Source organism: Paraburkholderia suaedae, from assembly GCF_040812055.1.
In the GTDB taxonomy this organism is placed as follows: Bacteria; Pseudomonadota; Gammaproteobacteria; order Burkholderiales; family Burkholderiaceae; genus Paraburkholderia.
Genome location: NZ_JBFOAH010000004.1, coordinates 169,616 through 187,961, shown reverse-complemented (window position 1 = coordinate 187,961; position 18,346 = coordinate 169,616). Strand labels below are relative to the sequence as shown.

Genomic DNA, 18,346 nt, shown 5'->3' with positions numbered 1-18,346 from the left:
TTTGCAACGCCGCTACCGATGACACGACAGGCGTGACCCGATGCGGAATTTTGCCACGCAACCACGCAACCGCACGTTCGGCTTTCTGTGTGTCCAGCAACGGTTGCAGGCTACTGCAACGCCTCGATGCGTAGCACCGCCCGATCGTGCCGCGTCTGTTTGATACGACTGCATTCGCAATGCAACGTTCACGCGATCCGATTCGTCGCTTCGATCAAGCGTTGCTGCTTCGGTCGGAACTGGCGTGGGAGAAGATTGTTCTGTTTGCGCGTCGTTCGCAGAGGCGCCGTAAGCATACTCGCGTTGCGCCAGTTATGAAGCGGGACGGGCGAGCAGATTCGTGGTCAAGCCGTTTAGTAGTTGGCCACGATTTCATTCTTCGACACGAGGTCCGACACATCGGCCCGACCGCTCTCCAAGAGCTGTCTGTGCTTTCGAGCACCGGTGTCTGCGATGCCGACTGAGGCCGGACACGCATTACTGCCCGGCGGATGATGCAAGACGCGCTGGCAATGGCGCAGACCGCGCTACCGCCGCCGAGCGTTCCGGGCTTCGGCAGCAAGACTTTCAATGAGCATCGTTGTTGACAGCCTGTTCCTGGCCGAAAACCGGATCAGAACCCCAACTTCGCGGACAAGCGCACGGCCCGGCAACGGTAGAACCTTGATACCCGGCGTGTCGGTTACCGGCACCAGTTCGCCGGGAATGATCGAACAGCCCAGTCCCTGGCTGACCATCTTCAGAATGACCGCGGGCTCATCCACTTCGATGCTGTCTGTTGTCCATAAGCCGTGCTCCTTGAGAAAGCGATCAACGAGGTGGCCGCCGTGAGAGCGGCGGTCATAGCGAATAAAGGGCCGCTCGCGAAACAGGTCGCCCAGATCGCTCGGCCAGTCCTCGGGTGCCACACCGACATAGCGCTCCTGCATCAGCGGGATCCATTTCAAGTCGGAAGTCAGGCCTAGCCGAGGTTTGATCATGACGGCCATGTCCAGTTCGTGCGAATCGACCCACGTGAGCAATTGAAGCGATGTGCCGGGGACGATGTTCAGGTGCGCCACGGGCTGTTCGCGCCGGAACCGCAGCAGCGCTGCCGGAAGGAAGCTGTTCTGCACCGTGGCGATCACCCCGAGACTCATTGCGCCCCTGTCCACGCCGGTCTGGTTCCGCAGCTTCAATCCTTCGAACGATTCGAGAATGCGCGCTGCCTGCTCGAGTACGTCTGCCCCTTCGTCACTCAGCGTGACGGACCTGCCGGTGCGGGTGAACAACGGGTAGCCCAACTCGTCTTCGAGTCGCCGGATCTGCGTGCTCACTGCGGATTGAGTCAGCCCCAGGCGATTGCCCGCCGCTGAAAAGGATCCGGTTTCCGCAGCGACGACGAAGGTTCGGAGATAGCGAATCATATATTGATCTTTTCTATGCTTAGACAGAAATTTATGCGTTAGGTACCGAAGTTCAGGGTACCTATACTAGCGCGTCCGCTCGCTGTCGGTCCGGAAACGGCACACACTTATGGAGTTTGAAACGTGGATTTGGGAATTGCAGGAAAGACAGCACTAGTGTTTGGCGCGGCAGGCGGATTGGGCGGCGGGATTGCGCGAACGCTCGCCGCCGAGGGCGCGAAAGTCGTCGTTGCCGATATCGACGAAGATGCGATGGTCAAAACCGTGACGGATATGCGTGCGACCGGCGCTGCCGCACTGCCGCTCCAGTGGGATCTGTCGGACCTCAGCGTAGTAGAGCGCCGCATGCAGGCAATCGAAGACGCGTTTGGTGGCGTCGACATCCTGATCAACAACACCGGTGGTCCTCCGCCGACGCCCGCTGCCGGACAGTCTGTCGAGCTGTGGACAAAGAGCTTCGAGTCGATGGTTTTATCGGTCATCGCCATCACGGACCGGGTGTTGCCAGGCATGCGCGCGCGTAAATGGGGACGGGTGATCACCAGCACGTCGTCCGGCGTCGTCTCCCCGATCCCGGGGCTCGGCATCTCGAATGCGTTGCGGATGTCCCTCGTGGGCTGGTCGAAGACACTCGCGCGCGAAGTTGGCCGCGACGGCATCACGGCCAACATCGTCCTGCCAGGCCGCATCGCCACGCCGCGCATCACCTTCCTCGACGAGCAGAAAGCAAAGCGTGAAGGCCGCAGCGTCGCCGAGGTCAGCAGCGAAAGCGTGGCCTCGATTCCAGTCGGGCGCTACGGTGATCCGAAAGAGTACGCGGCTGTAGTCACCTTCCTCGCGAGCGTGCAGGCGGCCTATGTCACCGGCTCGGTGGTTCGCATTGACGGCGGGCTGATAACCAGCGTTTGAGGGCTAGTTCAAGGAATCTTGCTTATGACCACCGAGACACTTCCACTGCACCCCGACATCGCGCGCACGCTCGCCGGCATTAGCACGGCTACCGTGTCGACGGTCCTGCTGGAAAAAGGGCTTCGCAACGTCTGGATGCGTGGGCCAGCACCGCTTGCGGGCAATCAGACGCGTCAGGCCGGGCGCGCTTTTACGCTGCGCTTCGTCCCGGCACGGGAAGATCTCGCCACGCCGGCCGCGTGGGCTTCGCCTGTTTCGACGCGCACCGCAATCGAAGCCATGCCCGCGGGTTGCATCGCCGTCGTGGATGCCATGGGCGTCACGGACGCAGGGATTTTCGGCGACGTTCTGTGCGCGCGGATGCAAAAACGCGGTGTCAGCGCACTTATCACGGACGGCGTCGTTCGCGACCTGGTGGGCGTGATCGACACCGGCCTGCCGGTCTGGTGTCGCGGCACTGCTGCGCCCGCCTCCGTCGCGGCGCTGACCTTTGTCAACTGGCAAGAGCCGATTGCATGCGGCGCAGTCGCCGTGTTTCCGAACGATGTCGTCGTCGCCGATGCTGATGGCGCCGTCCTGATCCCCGCCGCGTTGCTCGACGAAGTGGTTGAACTCGCCGTGCGCAAAGAGCGCTTTGACGAATGGGCTGTGCGGCAAGTGAAAAACGGTGCTCCTCTGCCCGGACTCTATCCGCCGAACGCCGAGACCAAAGCGCGTTATGAAGCCGAAACCGCGCAATGAAAAGGACTGTGACGCCGCTATCCACAGCGCCACAGCTCCATAAAAATTGAGAGTCGCAAATGAGCAACGTGTTGAACGCCGATGCCAAAGGTGTGTTTGTGATCGCTGTTACGCCATTCACCGAAAGCGGTGAACTCGATCTGGCCAGCACCGATCGCATGGTCGACTTCTATCTGGAGTCCAGAGCAACAGGTTTGACGATCCTCGGCATCCTTGGAGAAGCGACGAAACTCACCGCCGAGGAATCGCGCACGTTCGTCAAGCGCGTACTGGCGCGCGTGGCTGGCCGCGTGCCAGTGGTTGTCGGTGCGTCGGCGGCGGGCTTCGCGCCGATGCGCGAACTGAGTATGAGCGTGATGGATATGGGAGCCTCCGGTGTCATGGTCGCGCCGGCTCCCGCGCTGCGCACCGACGATCAGATCGTCGCTTACTTCGACATGGTCAACACGACGCTCGGCGAGAACTGTCCGTGGGTACTGCAGGACCATCCGGTATCTACGGGCGTGCAGATGTCCACATCCGTGGTGCTGCGCGTGCTCAAAAATTCGCCGACCTGTGTCATGCTCAAGCACGAAGATTCACCGGGTCTGACCAAACTGTCGGCGCTCAGGGCGGCCAGCGACAAAGGCGATCTGAAACGCGTTTCGATCTTGACGGGCAACGGTGGCGGCCTGTTCCTTCCTGAGGAGCTCACGCGCGGTGCGGACGGCGCAATGACCGGTTTTGCATACCCGGAAATGATGGTGGATGTCTGTAATGCACATGCCAGCGGAGATATCGAAAAAGCACATGACATCTTCGATGCCTATTTGCCGCTCGCGCGTTATGAACAACAATCGAACATCGGTCTGGCAGTAAGAAAATACCTTATGGCGCAGCGCGGTGTGATCGCATCGGACGCGCTGCGCAAACCCGGCCCCAAACTGTCTGATGCGGATATCGCGGACATCGACCGTCTGGTGAGACGGCAAACCCGCCGGCTGCAGGAGCTCCAGTAGGCTCGAATGCCGCATGGCCCAGGGGAACCGGACTTCGCGCTCACCGGCCGCGCGAAATACGACGTGACATTTCGTGAATCACGTTGCTTTGATTAGGTATCCTCTTGAAATCTTCGAAAACCAACGATACCGTCCTCGTCGATTGAACGAGACATAGAAAAATTTTGCGATCCGTCTAAAGAATGAGCAAGCGGCGTCCGATAGTACTTGTGTAATACGTGGGAAGTTACTCGGCTCTGACAGAGCTCAATCGTGCCGCCGTGGAGGAATTGATAGTGAGTCGCCTGAGTTTAAACGCAAAGCTATGGGCTGCACTTGCCGTCATGTGGGTGGGTCTTCTGCTTCTCGCGGGCAGCGCGGTGCTCGAGTCCCGATCGACCATGCTCAGCGAACGCAAAGCCACGATTCGAAGCGTCGTCGAAGCGGCTTGGGCAATCGTCAACGACCTGGCCGCGCGAGCGGATCGCCACGAGATTACCGTCGACGCCGCAAAGGAACAGGCGATGGCACGGTTGAAAGCGATGCGCTACGGCAAAGGGGGTTATGTCTTTATCCTCGACTCGCGTCCGACCGTACTCATGCACCCCACCCTCCCGGATCTGCTCAACAAAGATGTCAGCCAGGCCAAGGATCCCACCGGCAAGTTGCTGTTCGTTGAACAGGTTGAGGCCGCCCAGACCAACGGCGAAGGCTATGTCGAATTTGTAGGGCGCGTTCCGAACGGCTCAGGATACAACTATGAGACGAAGCTTGCGTTCGTGAAACAGTTCAAGCCTTGGGACTGGTATATCGATTCGGGTCTCTATTTGACGGACGTTTCCGATGCGTTCCACACGATGTTGCTGGAATACCTGTTGATCGCGCTCGGCATCGGCGCGGTGGTTTCAGCGGCGATGCTGCTCATCAGCCGCAGCGTACGTCGGAGTCTGGGCGGAGACCCGTCACAGGCCGCCCGGATCGCTACCCAGATCGCTAGCGGCGACCTGAGCGCGACGGTCATGACGGCGCCGACTGATCGTTCAAGCATGCTGTACTCCATGAAGCAGATGCAGGAGCAGCTCACTTTGACGATCGGCAAGATCATTGTGTCTGCCGACGCGATCGCAACAGCGACCAGTCAGATTGCGGCGGGTACTACCGACCTGTCCGAGCGCACCGAAGAACAGGCCGCGTCGCTGGAGCAAACGGCTTCGAGCATGGAGCAACTGACCGGAGCGGTTCAGAACAACGCTGAGAACGCGCGCCAGGCAACGTCGATTGCCGACACCGCATCGCACGTCGCCCAACGCGGCGGCGAAGTCGTCGGCCGGGTCGTCGAGACAATGCGCGGGATCTCCGACAGCTCCGCGCAGGTCGCCGAGATCATTAGCGTGATTGAAGGCATCGCGTTCCAGACCAATATTCTCGCGCTCAATGCTGCCGTCGAAGCAGCGCGAGCCGGCGAGCAGGGTCGCGGCTTTGCCGTCGTAGCCGGCGAAGTCCGGGCCCTCGCGCAACGTAGTGCGACGGCCGCCAAGGAAATAAAGCAGTTGATCAGCGAGTCGGTCAGCCGGGTCGATGCGGGATCAAGGCTTGTCGAAGAAGCGGGTAGCACAATCAGCGAGGTTGTGGCCTCTGTTAGCCGCGTGACGGCAATCATGAGCGAGATGTCGGCTGCGTCGGCAGAACAGAGCACGGGTATCGGTCAGGTCAATCAGGCGGTCAGTCAGATGGATCGCGTGACGCAACAAAACGCGGCGCTAGTCGAAGAAGCCACAGCCACTGCGCAGTCGATGGCTGAACAGGCTCAGCTCCTGCGGCATGCAGTGGCGGTGTTTACGATCGATAGTGGCAGCGCGACGCATGACCCGAATGCCGCGACGCCGCGTCACGGACCGGCCGCGCCTGATATGGCCGTAAATCGTGAGGCTGCGACCCAGTTCTAACCGGTCCGCATCGGCGGAGACGGCACCTCGCCAGAAGGCAAGCAACCTAAATAACATGCCGGCGCGCAGCTGGCATTTCGACGATCGCGTCCTTGGATACTATGCAAAAGCTCAGCGAAAAAACGGTAATACGCAAGATTTTCTGGCGCGTGATTCCGCTTCTGATGGCCCTGTATGTCATCTCGTTCATCGACCGGATCAACGTGGGATTCGCCGCCCTCACGATGAACCGGGATATCGGCCTCACGCCTTACCTGTTCGGTTGGGGCGCGGGTATCTTCTTTGTCGGGTACTTCATTTTCGAAATCCCGAGCAATCTGATGATGGCGCGGGTTGGCGCACGCAAATGGATCGCCCGCATTCTTCTCACCTGGGGCGTTCTGGCGTGCGCGATGGCGCTTGTGACCGGGCCGGTCAGCTTCATCGTGCTCCGGTTCCTGCTGGGTGTCGCCGAGGCGGGCTTTTTCCCCGGCGTGATCCTGTACCTGACGTACTGGTTTCCCGTACGTTATCGAGCGCGTATTGTTTCGGCGTTCATGCTTTCCATCCCGGTTTCGATCGCCGTGGGTGCGCCGCTCTCGACAATGATTCTCGACATCAATGGCGCGTTGGGCCTCAAGGGGTGGCAATGGCTATTCATCATTGAAGGCTTGCCTGCCTTGCTCGGCGCGTTCGTGGCGCTGGGACTGCTGACGGACAGCCCAGATCGGGCACGCTGGCTCACTGACCAGGAGCGAGACTGGCTGAAGTACGAACTCGCCGCCGATGACGCCGCGCCGGGCTCCAGCGGCAAAATCTCCGGGTTGGGCAAGGCCTTGCTGAACCCAACTGTGATCCTGCTTGCCTTCATCTATTTCTGCGCAACGGGTGCGAACCTTGGGTTGTCGTTTTTCTTACCACAGATCATCAAGCAGCAAGGCTACAGTACCGTCGCGGTAGGCCTGATCACATCGATACCGTATATCGCCGGTTGCCTGGGCATGCTGCTAATCGGCAACCTGTCCGATCGATTCAACGAACGCCGCTGGTTTCTCGCCGGCACGATGGTATTGGCCGCCGCGGGGTTGGTCGCCGCCAGTGTCCTGGGGGCGTCCATCTGGTCAATCGTCGCGTTGAGCGTCGCGGCGATCGGCATCTTTGGTTGCAAGGGTCCGTTCTGGACGTTGCCGGCTTCATATTTGCGCGGCCCGGCCGTTGCCGGCGGAATCGCTTTCATCAACTCGATCGGCAACCTGGGCGGTTTCGCCGGACCCTATCTTGTGGGTCTGTTCAAGACGTCGTCGGATAGCTATGCAGACGGACTCCTGTCGTTGGCCGGCTTCTGCGTGGCGGCCCTGCTTGTCACGATACTTTTCATTCGGCCGCGGCGAGATGCAGAGCCTGCCTCATTTAGCGTCCTCGACGTCAGTCAACACTAGTTCGGGTTGAGCATCGCGAGGTACGCCTCATCCGGCGTGCGGTCTGCCAGGCTCGAATGAGGTCGACCCTGGTTGTACCCCATCAGGTAATCAGTGATCGACTGTCGCGCCTGGCTGACTGTTTCGTATGCTTTCAAATATTCCTCCTCGTATTTCACACTGCGCCAGATTCGTTATGCAAGGCTCAGATTCCAGCACTCCCACCCATCGCACTGACGGAATTTTCGGCGCCAGCGTACGCCGCCCAGTTGACACTGCCTCAACGCGCTGCGCCGCGCACATGCAATTAGCTTAATGTACTATCTGCATTTGATGCACGACTAGCTATGCGAAAGGGTTTTCATCATGCGTATCCTGATCGTCGAGGACGAACCGAAGATGGCCGCCTACCTTCGAAAAGGCCTGATGGAGGCAAGCTTTATCGTCGATGTCGCTAACGACGGCAACGACGGTTTGTTCCTCGCGCTCCATGAAGACTACGATCTCATCGTTCTCGACGTCATGCTCCCGGGCCTCGACGGCTTCGAGGTACTCAGGCGCTTGCGAGCAAAAAAACGCACACCTGTGCTCCTCTTGACGGCGCGCGATGCGGTTGAAGACAAAGTCGCCGGACTCGAATCGGGGGCAGACGATTACCTGGCGAAGCCATTCGTCTACTCCGAATTTCTTGCGCGCATTCGCGCGGTGCTGCGCAGACCCACGCTATCGGTCGACACTGTGCTGCGTGTCGGCGATATGGAAATCGACCTCCTCAGGCGGCGTGTTCGGCGCGGCAACGTCCGCATCGACCTGACTGCGCAGGAATTCACGCTGGTGAAACTTCTCGCCGAGAGGCAGGGCGAAGTGGTTACGCGTGCAGTCGTCACGTCACACGTGTGGGACATGAACTTCGACAGCGATACGAACGTCGTTGAAGTGGCTGTCAGACGTTTGCGCACCAAGATCGACAACCCCTTTGAGAAAAAACTGCTCCATACGGTCCGTGGCATGGGCTATGTAATGGAAGAGCGATCATGACTGCCGCGGACGGAGCGTACTCGCTGCTCAGGCGGCTGAGTGTCGCTTTTACTATCGTCGCTATACTGGTGCTCTCGATGGCCGGCGGCCTGCTTTATCATTCGCTCTCGAGCCAACTCATGGACCGCGACGATAACGAGATTTCGGTCAAGCTCGATGAGTTTCTGGCGGCAGCTCGCAGATACGGCTCGGCAGAGGCGATCGGCAGCAATAGCGACCTGTTTCGCGAGGAATTGCTCGCGCATCCCGCAATCTCATTCGCCATACTGGATGGCCAAGGAAGGATATTGGCCGACTCGGACCGGCGGGACCAGCGCTTGCGGTCGGTCGGGGCGGGCGATCCCGCAGAAAAACAGCCTTATTCATGCTCTCCGCCGTCCATCGGACCTTCGCGCTGCATATTCGGCGACGAGAAGTTACGTTCGGGCGAATCGATACGCGTGATACTTGCACATGAAGCGGCGACGCGCTACTCCGTCCTTCGCGGATACCAAGGCGATGTGTGGCTCGTGATCTTCGCTGGTTCAGCGTTGATGGGTCTACTTGGCTACGCCATTGCAAAGCGAGGACTATCGCCGGTCAAAATCATCGGCCAACGAATTTCGCGCATCGAAGCCCACAATCTTGGTGAGCGCCTCGCTGTTAGCGGTGGTCCCGTCGAACTCCGTGACATCGCGGGTCCGGTGAACCGGATGCTCGACAGGCTTCAACGCGCATTTGCGCAACTCTCGCAGTTCTCCTCCGATCTGGCGCACGATATGCGCACTCCGCTCGCCAATATGATCAGCGCATCGGAAATCACTCTTTCGCGCGAGCGATCCACCGAGGAATACGAAGCGCTTATCGACTCGAACATCGAAGAATGCCAGCGCCTTCAACGGATGATCGAGACCATGCTGTTCCTCGCGCGAGCGGATCATTCAAAGGAACTGCTTCGACCAGGCGTACTCGATTGCCATGAAGAGTTCGCAAGGCTCACCTCGTACTTTGAAGGAGTGGCCGACAACAAGGGCGTCCATTTCACCCTCGACGGTGCAATCCAGGTTCGCGCCGATCCGTCGATGCTTCGACGCGCCCTCAGCAATCTGGTATCGAACGCGCTTGCGCATGCTGACGCCGAATCGGAGATCGCGCTGCGCGCCTACCGGTGTGACGAGTACGTCGCCGTGGAAGTCACGAACACCGGCCAAACCATCCCGCCGGAGCATATCGGCAAGATCTTCGACCGCTTTTACCGTGTCAACTCTGCGCGGCAAGGGTCGGCGAAGAACATGGGGCTAGGTCTTGCCATCGTGCGATCCATCATGGAGTTGCATCGTGGCCGAGTCGACGTCGTGAGCCGCGCCGGCTTGACGACCTTTACGCTTTACTTTCCTTCCGTTACCGCGTGACACCCTGGTCGCCGTTGCGCGCGATCACCCGGCATCCTTTTCTCGCAGAGTTCCGTTAGCTGATCGGCGCAAGATGGCGCGCTCGCGCGGCGTCCGGCTTCCGTCCGCCTTCCGTCCGCGAGCCAACGGCGCATTCCGTGCTGCCTTCGCAAGATGTCCGAAATGACATCTTCCCGCCACCTCACAATCAGACGCGCAACACGAAAATACGCTCTCCAGCACTGAGGGAAGCCGTCGCCATCCCTCGGAGCCAAAACGTTTGTTCAACCATCGAGAGCGTTCGTGAACATTCGCTATAGCAAGCGTCTGCAGTTGTCTGTCGGGGCAGCGGGCATCCTGTTTCTTTGCGGTGCCTGGTTTTCCCTTCACTCGCGGACTTCCCCCGCGGCTACCGCATCAGCGCTGCCAGCTACGGCAGTCGAGCAGGTTCCGCCACTCCCCAATAGCGTGTACCTGTCGCCCGAGGCCCTCTCCAACGTCAATTTGCAGTTCGCGAAAGCGGAGCTTCGGCCCGGCGTGCATACGATTACCGCTACCGGTGTCGTTGCATTCAACGCGAAGCGGCTCGCGCAGCTAGGCTCTCCTTCCAGGGCAAGAATCGTTGCTGTCGATGTCGCTGCAGGCGACCACGTACGCGCGGGGCAGCGGCTCGCTACGCTCGACGAGTTCGACTTGAGCGACGTGCGCAGTCAGGTCGCAAGTGCGTCTGCCGCGGTGGCGGACGCGAAGGCTGCAGCCGGGACGGCCAGTGCAGCACTGCAGCGCGGCAGCGAGCTCGTCACCGGAGGCGGTATCGCGCAGAGCGAGCTCGACCGCCGCCGCGCTGCTGCGGTCAATGCACAGGCCATGCTGAAGTCGCGGCAAGCAGAGCTGCAGAAGTGGCAGGGCATGCAGCAACGCCTGATGCCGATCGGTGCCCCGGCGAGCCGAAGCAATGGCACGGCCACGCTAGCCCGACTCAGTCCGGGCGATTCACTGGGTGCGCTTGTCGCGCCGTTCGACGGTGTCGTCAGTAGCGTGGGCGCGGGCGCCGGCAACATTGTCGACATGTCGTCGCCGATTGTGACACTGGCCGATCTTTCGACAATGTGGGTGCAAGCCAACGTCCCCGAGCGCGATGCCGCGCAAGTACGCCCCGGTCAGACGGTGCTTGTCCACCTTGATGCGTATGGCAGTCGACAGTTCACCGGCCGCGTAATCGATGTTGCCGACCAGGTGGACACCAACACCGGCACAGTAGCGGTCCGCTGCGAGTTGCCCAACGGCGACGGCGCACTCCGCGCAAATATGTTCGGCACCGTCCAGATCCAGGCGCCGCTGGGTCGGGACACGATGCTGGTGCCTGACGCGGCGCTCCAGGATGTGAATGGACAGACGGCCGTATTCCTGCCTTCCGCCAATGGCCGTTTCAGCTGGCGCGCCGTTCGCACCGGTTATGCCGCTGACGGCATGACACAGATTCTCAGTGGCCTGTCGGCCGGCACCTCTGTCGTCGCCGACGGCAGCTACTGGCTGAAGGCTGCGCTCATGAAGGGCGCCATTCCCGACGAAGGCTGATCCGCGAGCGCATGCCATGATTACCAAACTTGTCGAGGCGGCACTGCGAAATCGCGCCGCCGTGTTGATTCTCGTTGCCGTGCTGATTGTCGCCGGGCTATACAGCGCGCAGCGATTGCCTTTCGACGCTGAGCCGGACATCTCGCCGCAGCAGGTGCTGGTGACGACCCAGGCGCCCGGGCTCGCGCCGGTCGATGTCGAACGCTCGATCACGGCGCCTGTCGAGCTGGCGTTACAGGGCTTGCCAGGCCTGCAGAGCGTGCGCTCGATCTCGCGTTACGGTCTCTCGGTGATTTACGTGCGATTTGCCGACGCTACGAACCTCTACCTCGACCGCAACCTGATCGGTGAGCGGTTGCAGACGATACAGCTTCCAACCGGCACGAGCGCGCCGCGGATGGGGCCGCTGTCGGATGGCCTGAGTGAGATCTATCAGTTTCAGGTGCGTGGCCACGGACAGTCGCTGATGACATTGCGCACACTGCTCGACTGGCAGATCGCGCCAAGGCTGCGCGAAGTGGAAGGCGTGGTCGACGTGAATGTGAACGGCGGGCTTCTGAAGACATACGAAGTGCAAGTCGACGACGATGCACTTACGCGTTACGGCCTGTCAGTGGGCGACATCTTCAACGCCGTGCAAATGAACAACGGCGCAACAGGCGGCGCGACAATCGAGCACAACGGCGGAGAATCGATCATCCGCGGCGAGGGTTTGCTGCGTAATCCAACCGACATCGGCAGCATCGTGCTCCGTACCGCTGCGGGCGGCACGCCGCTTTACGTTCATGACGTCGCTCATGTCGACGAAGCGCCAATGCCTCGGCTCGGCGCGGTCACGCGTGACGGCAAGGGCGAAGCTGTCGTCGGCGTCGTGCTGATGGGCATCGGGCAAAACACGCGCGTCGTCGCAGAGCGCGTGCAGGACGCGATCAAGGAAATCAACCGGACGCTGCCGCCCGGCGTCGAGGTTGCGCCCTACTATAACCGCGCGGACCTGATGGACCGGGTGCTGCATACGGTCGCTCACAACATGGTCGAAGGTGCCGTGCTGGTCATCGCGGTGCTGCTTTTGCTGCTCGGGAATGCACGCGCGGGGCTGATCGTCGCAACGGCGATTCCGCTGTCGATGCTCGTCGCCGTCATCGCCATGTACGGTACGGGAATGTCGGGCAATCTGATGAGCCTCGGCGCGATCGATTTCGGCCTGCTTGTCGACGGCGCGGTGGTGATGATCGAAAACGTCGTGCGGCGCCGCGCCGAGGCGCCCAATCGGCCGTTACGCCCGCTCGTGCTGGAGGCCGCCAAAGAAGTCTCCCGGCCTGTGACGTTCGCAGTCCTGATCATCACGGCCGTCTACCTTCCGATATTGAGTCTTCAAGGCGTCGAAGGAAAAATGTTCCGGCCGATGGCGATGACCGTTATCTTCGCGCTGCTCGCGTCGCTCGTCCTCACGCTGACGGTCATGCCGGTGCTCGCCAGCCTGTTGCTGCGCGGCAAGGTCGCAGAGCGTGAGAGCCGCCTCCTTCACTGGTTGCGCCTGCGCTATGAGCCGATTCTCGCGCGCGCCGCGCAACAGCCTGCGCTGACAATGGGGCTCGCCGTCGCGTTGCTCGCAGTCGCGGCCTTCGCCGCCACCAGGCTGGGCGCTGAATTTTTGCCGCGTCTGGACGAAGGGGCGCTGACCGTGACGACCACGAAGCTGCCCGGCATATCCGTGCCGTCCGCGGTTCAGGCGCAAACCATGGTCGAACGCACACTGATGCGCTTTCCCGAGGTGCAGTCGGCTGTCACGCTCGGCGGCAGTTCCGAGATTCCGACCGATCCGATGGGCGTGGAGCAAAGCGACACCTTCATCATGCTGAAGCCGCAGTCCCAGTGGAAGACGGCGAAAACCCAGGATGGGCTCGTCGCCGAATACTCCGCGGCGCTGGATCGCGCCGTCCCAGGTTTGACGCTCGATTGGGCGCAACCGATCCAGATGCGCATGGACGACATGATCGCGGGCGTCCAGGCCGATGTTGCCGTACAGATTCATGGCAACGATCTGCAAACGCTGCACGATACCGCCGAACGGGTTGCAGCCGTGATCTCGCGTGTGCCGGGTGCGGCAGACGTCGAGGCGCAGCAGACGATTGGCCAGCCTTACCTGCGTGTCGTCGTCAAGCGCGACGCGGTGGCCCGGTACGGGCTGAATGCGAGCCAGGTACTCGACCTCGTCCAGTCGCTCGGTGGCCGCAATGTCGGGACGATTGTCGACGGTGAAGGCCAGTTCGATATCCGCGTTCGCATGCAACGCAGGGACCGTGACGACGTCACGCGCATCGGTGCCCTACGCATCAGCAATGGCGATGGCCGTGCCGTGCCGCTGTCGGAGGTCGCGGACATTCGCATGGAGCCTGGACCGTCGACCATTGAGCGCGAGGAAGGCAGGCGCGTCATCCTCGTGCAGGCCAACGTGCGCGGACGCGACCTCGCCGGCTTCGTCCTCGCTGCACAACATGCGGTTGAGACGCAGGTCAAGTTACCGCCCGGGTACACCGTGTCGTGGGGTGGCAGCTTCAAGAACCTGCAGGACGCGATGGCGCGCCTTTACGTCGTGGTGCCCATCTCGCTTGTCGTGATCTTTGCGCTGCTTTACCTGATGTTCGGCAATGCCAGCCTTGCAGCGCTCATCTTCTGCAACGTTCCGTTCGCAGCGATCGGCGGCATTTTCGCCCTCTGGATACGCGGGCTGCCGTTCAGCATTTCCGCTGCGGTCGGCTTCATCGCGCTCTTCGGTATCGCCGTGCTCAACGGCGTGGTGCTGGTGAGCAGCATCGTTGAGATGCGGGGTCGCGGCCTGAGTGCGGTCAAGGCTGCGAAACAGGCAGCCGCAACGCGGCTCAGGCCTGTGCTTATGACGGCGACGGTAGCCAGCCTCGGCTTTCTGCCCATGGCCTTCTCGATGAGCTCGGGTGCGGAAGTCCAGCGTCCGCTTGCGACTGTCGTTATTGGTGGCCTTGTGTCGGCAACCTTGCTAACGCTGCTGGTTCTGCCGACCGTTTATCCGTGGTTCGATCGCCGCAAAGACGCGTCGCGTCTTGCCCAGGTGCACGAGCGCGAAACGCAATTCGCAGAATGATGGAGGGATGCTCTACCGTGATTGCCGCTAAACGTTCATCCGCCCTGTTGATGCCGCTACTGCTGGCGGCCTGCGCGGTAGGCCCTGACTTCAGGCAACCGGCCGCCCCGGACGGCGCTGGTTACACGCATGCTCCGCTGCCGTCGAAGACCGCAGCGGCCCCCGGCGCAGTGGGAGGAGCACAGCAGTTCGCTGTTGGCGGCGATATTCCCGGCCAATGGTGGGCGCTGTTTCAGTCGCCCGAACTGAACGCGATGATCGACCGCGCGTTCAAGGCGAGCCCGACCATCGCTGCCGCACAGTCCGCGCTTGCCGTCGCCCGTGAGAACGTGCTGAGCCAGAGGGGGACGCTCTTTCCGAGCATCGGCGTCGACGCATCGGGCAGTAGAAACGAAACCTCCACGGCGAGCCTTGCTCCCGTCGCCGCGAACAACCAGCGCATTTATTCGCTCGACACGGGTGAGCTGACCGTTTCGTATTCGGTTGACGTGTTCGGCTTGAATCGCCGCATGATCGAAACGACAGCCGCGCAAGCCGACAATCAGCGTTTCGAGCTGGAAGCGGCTTATCTGACCTTGAGCAGCAATCTCGCGCTTGCAGCGTTCAATGTTGCTTCGCTGCGCGGGCAGATCGCTGCGCAGCAGCAGGTGATCAAGGCCAATGTCGAACTTCTCGACATCCTTCGGCGTGAAAGCATGCTCGGTGAAATTGCCGGGGCGGACGTCGTGCAACAGCAAGCGGTGCTTGCGCAGTCGCAGGTCGCGATACCGCCGCTCGAGAAACAACTGGCGCTGCAGCGCGACGCGTTGCTCGCACTCATGGGCGGCTTTCCGAACGAGAATATCGCGGCCGATTTCGACCTGTCTTCCTTACACCTGCCTGATGATCTTCCCGTCAGCCTGCCATCGACGCTCGTGGAGCGCCGGCCCGACATTCTTGCCGCGTCGGCGGCATTGCATGCGGCTAGCGCGCAGGTGGGTGTGGCAATCGCCAATCGGCTGCCGCAAATATCGTTGACAGCCGCGTTGGGAACTTCGCCCAGTGCCATTGCGAATGCATTTACGCCGTACAACCAGTTCTTCACCATTGTCGGGAAGATCGCCCAGCCGATCTTCCAGGGTGGAGCGCTGCTACATCGCCAGCGCGCGGCGCAGGCGGCATTCGATCAGGCCAGCGCCCAGTACCGCTCGACGGTGATCAACGCATTTCAGAACGTTGCGGATGTATTGCAGAGCGTGCAGGCGGACGCGAAGACGTTGCAGGCGGCCGTCAATGCGGAGCAGGCTGCCTCGCGCAGCGTGGCTATCGAACGTGAAAAACTGCGCTCCGGCGAAGCGTCTTATCTCTCTGTGCTGACCGCGCAGCAAACATGGCAAATGGCACGCATTGCGTCGATACAGGCAAGGGCCGCCAGACTGGCGGATACGGCAGCCTTGTTCCAGGCCGTAGGCGGCGGTTGGTGGAATCGGTCCGATTCAATGGTCGCGACGTTCGCGTCAAACCAACCGCGATGAGACAGGTCATGAAACGACTTCCTGCAATTCTTGCGCTTGTGATTGCGCTAACCGGTTGCGCGACACAGGCGCAATCGGGCGATCCCACCCGAAACCGACAGACATCGAGTGGCACAGTAGTCGACTACGCTGGCGTGCCGTGCGGCAACCAGAATATGCATGTGAAATCGCCCATCTGCATTTTTCCGCGGACTCTGGCGGCGTCACACGGAGCCCCATAAGGCTTTGCGGCTGGAACGTAGGCTCGTGCCCGTTTTCCGACCGGTTGTTCTGTACCTTGTGCTGGCGATGTTCGACGTCGGTCCGCAGATCGCTCCCGGATCTCACGCCCTTGTCGGCAAACAGGCCGGCTTCGCCGGTTTCAGTTGGTCGAGCAAAGGCGGCGCTGCCGGGCTGTTACCAGACTGGCCACCCCCCGCTTCAGGTAATTGTAAAGCGCAATTAATTCGATATACGGAACAATTAAAAATTGCTTTCCAGAACCTTTATAAATGAATAGATTCCTCATAAGTAGATACGCGAAAATACTCAATGAAACCGTAATGTTTTGATCTGCGTGTGAGGCGTACAGCACCGGCCCCACGTGCAGCATTTATGCTGCCTACATGACTGCATTGCTCAATCGCTCTGCAGAGCATGTTCACTGCTCCTTCCCCTTCTCTAATGCCTTTCATCTTCCGAATTAATGCGGTCGCTATTGTAATGATAGGAAAAAGAGATTGGATAATAGAACGACTGAGTCATACGATTCCTCGGCCCCCCCTTGAATCAGGAATACAAAGTGAAAGTACAGAAGACACAGATTGCTGCAAGCATTTTCTCGATCGTCTCAGCAATTGCGCTCGCTCAAACGGCGCATGCGGCGGATATGACCCAGGATAGCGGGTCGCCGGTCGGCGACAACCAGAACTCCCAAACCGCGGGCCCTGAAGGTCCGGTCCTGTTGCAGGACTCTCATCTCATCGAGAAACTGCAGCGCTTCGACCGGGAGCGCATACCCGAGCGCGTCGTGCATGCGCGTGGCACAGGTATCTTTGGCGAGTTCGTGCCGACTACGGACATCAGTTCCCTGACCTCTGCGCAGGTGTTCACGCCAGGATCGAAGATCCCCGTCTTCGTTCGGTTCTCGACGGTGATGGGCTATCGCGGCTCGCCCGAGCAGGCGCGAGACCCGCGCGGTTTCGCTATCAAGTTCTATACGCGGCAAGGGAACTGGGACATGGTCGGCATCAACTGGCCGGTCTTTTTCATCCGGGACGCCATCAAGTTTCCTGACTTCGTGCACGCGAACAAACCATCGGCAGTGACCGGCGTTCAAGATCCGAATCTGGCATTCGACTTTTTCGCCCATTCGCCCGAAGCAACCAACATGCTCACGCATCTTTACACGGACGAGGGCATGCCGGATTCGTATCGCCACATGGACGGCTACGGTGTGCACGCCTTCAAGTTCGTCAATGCGAAAGGCGAAGTTCACTACGTGAAGTTTCACTGGAAGAGCCGCCAGGGTATCCAAGGCATTCGCCCGCAGGATATCCCGCATTCGATCGGCGCGGACTGGAATCTGATGACCAATGACTTGTATAACTCGGTCAAGGCGCATGCGTATCCGCAGTGGGACCTTTACATCCAGGTGCTCTCGCCTAAGGATCTGGACAAGTTCGATTTCGATCCGCTGGATGACACTAAGGTATGGCCGTCCTCCATCCCCGAGCAGAAGGTTGGCACGATGACGCTCAACCGCATTCCGGATAATTATTTCGAGTCCACGGAAGAATCGGCATTCGCACCCTCGCGCCTCGTGCCGGGGATTGAACCTTCAGAGGACCGGATGTTGCAGGGCCGCCTGTTCGCCTATGCCGACACGCAGATGTATCGCCTTGGCCCGAACTACAACCAGTTGCCGATCAACCGTCCGGTCGTCCCGGTTTACAACAACAACCAGGACGGGCTCATGAATGAGGAAGATCGAAAGGGCGAAGTGAACTACGAGCCATCCGGCACCGGAGAAATCGCGCAACAGGACAAGTACAAGTCCGTGCAGACGCCGCTGAATGGGACGACCCAGCAAAGAGCGATTCACAAAACACTCGACTTCCGTCAGGCCGGCGAGTACTACCGGACGCTGTCCGATACCGACAAGACAGACCTCATCACAGCGTTGTCGGGCGACCTGGGCCGCGTAACCAACGACGCCAACAAGTACTCGATGCTCTCGTACTTCTATAAGGCTGATGCCGACTACGGTACCCGCCTTGCGCGCGCCACCCATGCGGATCTCACGCGCGTGAAAGATGCGGCGGCACACCTGAGCGACAACTAAATTCAATGGGGGAGCCTGTGCAAGCA

Annotated in this window: 13 protein-coding genes and 1 pseudogene; 12 read left to right on the top strand and 2 right to left on the bottom strand. The window is 60.4% G+C overall.

From position 1 onward, the window contains the following. Positions 1 to 527: 527 nt before the first annotated feature. On the bottom strand, positions 528 to 1,406 hold the full coding sequence (locus ABQJ48_RS08185) for a LysR family transcriptional regulator (RefSeq protein ID WP_367837201.1): 879 nt from the start codon (positions 1,404 to 1,406) through the stop codon (positions 528 to 530). Positions 1,407 to 1,529: 123 nt separating this feature from the next. On the opposite strand from ABQJ48_RS08185, the gene ABQJ48_RS08180 reads away from it, so the two are divergent. The 5 genes from ABQJ48_RS08180 to ABQJ48_RS08160 all read left to right on the top strand — a co-directional run bounded on the left by ABQJ48_RS08180 (position 1,530) and on the right by ABQJ48_RS08160 (position 7,397). Then, positions 1,530 to 2,315, top strand: coding sequence for an SDR family oxidoreductase (locus ABQJ48_RS08180; RefSeq protein WP_367837200.1), 786 nt, complete (start codon positions 1,530 to 1,532; stop codon positions 2,313 to 2,315). A 24-nt stretch (positions 2,316 to 2,339) separates the two neighbouring features. Continuing rightward, positions 2,340 to 3,056: a ribonuclease activity regulator RraA gene (locus ABQJ48_RS08175; protein ID WP_367837198.1), complete on the top strand. Its 717-nt coding sequence runs from the start codon at positions 2,340 to 2,342 to the stop codon at positions 3,054 to 3,056. 59 nt (positions 3,057 to 3,115) lie between these two features. Next, a complete protein-coding gene (locus ABQJ48_RS08170; protein ID WP_367837197.1) occupies positions 3,116 to 4,054 on the top strand; it encodes a dihydrodipicolinate synthase family protein in 939 nt (312 codons plus the stop codon). A 323-nt stretch (positions 4,055 to 4,377) separates the two neighbouring features. Continuing rightward, positions 4,378 to 5,979 carry a methyl-accepting chemotaxis protein gene (locus ABQJ48_RS08165; protein ID WP_367837195.1) on the top strand — a complete coding sequence of 534 codons (1,602 nt, stop codon included), beginning with the start codon at positions 4,378 to 4,380 and terminating at the stop codon, positions 5,977 to 5,979. Between the two features lie 101 nt (positions 5,980 to 6,080). Further along, positions 6,081 to 7,397: an MFS transporter gene (locus ABQJ48_RS08160; protein ID WP_367837430.1), complete on the top strand. Its 1,317-nt coding sequence runs from the start codon at positions 6,081 to 6,083 to the stop codon at positions 7,395 to 7,397. On the opposite strand, the pseudogene ABQJ48_RS08155 reads toward ABQJ48_RS08160, so the two are convergent. Beyond that, a pseudogene (locus tag ABQJ48_RS08155) lies at positions 7,394 to 7,570 on the bottom strand (integrase core domain-containing protein); the annotation flags it as partial. The gene ABQJ48_RS08160 and the pseudogene ABQJ48_RS08155 sit on opposite strands and share 4 nt — an antisense overlap. A 172-nt stretch (positions 7,571 to 7,742) precedes the next feature. Here ABQJ48_RS08155 and ABQJ48_RS08150 point away from each other — a divergent pair. The 7 genes from ABQJ48_RS08150 to ABQJ48_RS08120 all read left to right on the top strand — a co-directional run bounded on the left by ABQJ48_RS08150 (position 7,743) and on the right by ABQJ48_RS08120 (position 18,320). Beyond that, positions 7,743 to 8,414, top strand: coding sequence for a heavy metal response regulator transcription factor (locus tag ABQJ48_RS08150; RefSeq protein ID WP_367837193.1), 672 nt, complete (start codon positions 7,743 to 7,745; stop codon positions 8,412 to 8,414). Continuing rightward, positions 8,411 to 9,805 carry a heavy metal sensor histidine kinase gene (locus ABQJ48_RS08145; protein WP_367837191.1) on the top strand — a complete coding sequence of 465 codons (1,395 nt, stop codon included), beginning with the start codon at positions 8,411 to 8,413 and terminating at the stop codon, positions 9,803 to 9,805. Before ABQJ48_RS08150 ends, ABQJ48_RS08145 begins: the two co-directional genes overlap by 4 nt. Positions 9,806 to 10,087: 282 nt before the next feature. Next, positions 10,088 to 11,362: an efflux RND transporter periplasmic adaptor subunit gene (locus tag ABQJ48_RS08140; protein ID WP_367837190.1), complete on the top strand. Its 1,275-nt coding sequence runs from the start codon at positions 10,088 to 10,090 to the stop codon at positions 11,360 to 11,362. Positions 11,363 to 11,378: 16 nt separating this feature from the next. Further along, complete coding sequence (locus tag ABQJ48_RS08135; protein WP_367837188.1) at positions 11,379 to 14,483, top strand: efflux RND transporter permease subunit; 3,105 nt, start codon at positions 11,379 to 11,381, stop codon at positions 14,481 to 14,483. Positions 14,484 to 14,500: 17 nt separating this feature from the next. Further along, positions 14,501 to 15,997, top strand: a complete 1,497-nt coding sequence (locus ABQJ48_RS08130; protein WP_367837187.1) for an efflux transporter outer membrane subunit — start codon at positions 14,501 to 14,503, stop codon at positions 15,995 to 15,997. A gap of 288 nt (positions 15,998 to 16,285) precedes the next feature. Beyond that, entirely contained in the window at positions 16,286 to 16,492 is a 207-nt protein-coding gene (locus ABQJ48_RS08125) for a BPTI domain-containing protein (RefSeq protein ID WP_367837186.1), read from the top strand. 373 nt (positions 16,493 to 16,865) lie between these two features. Next, positions 16,866 to 18,320 carry a catalase gene (locus tag ABQJ48_RS08120; protein WP_367837429.1) on the top strand — a complete coding sequence of 485 codons (1,455 nt, stop codon included), beginning with the start codon at positions 16,866 to 16,868 and terminating at the stop codon, positions 18,318 to 18,320. Positions 18,321 to 18,346 lie beyond the last annotated feature (26 nt).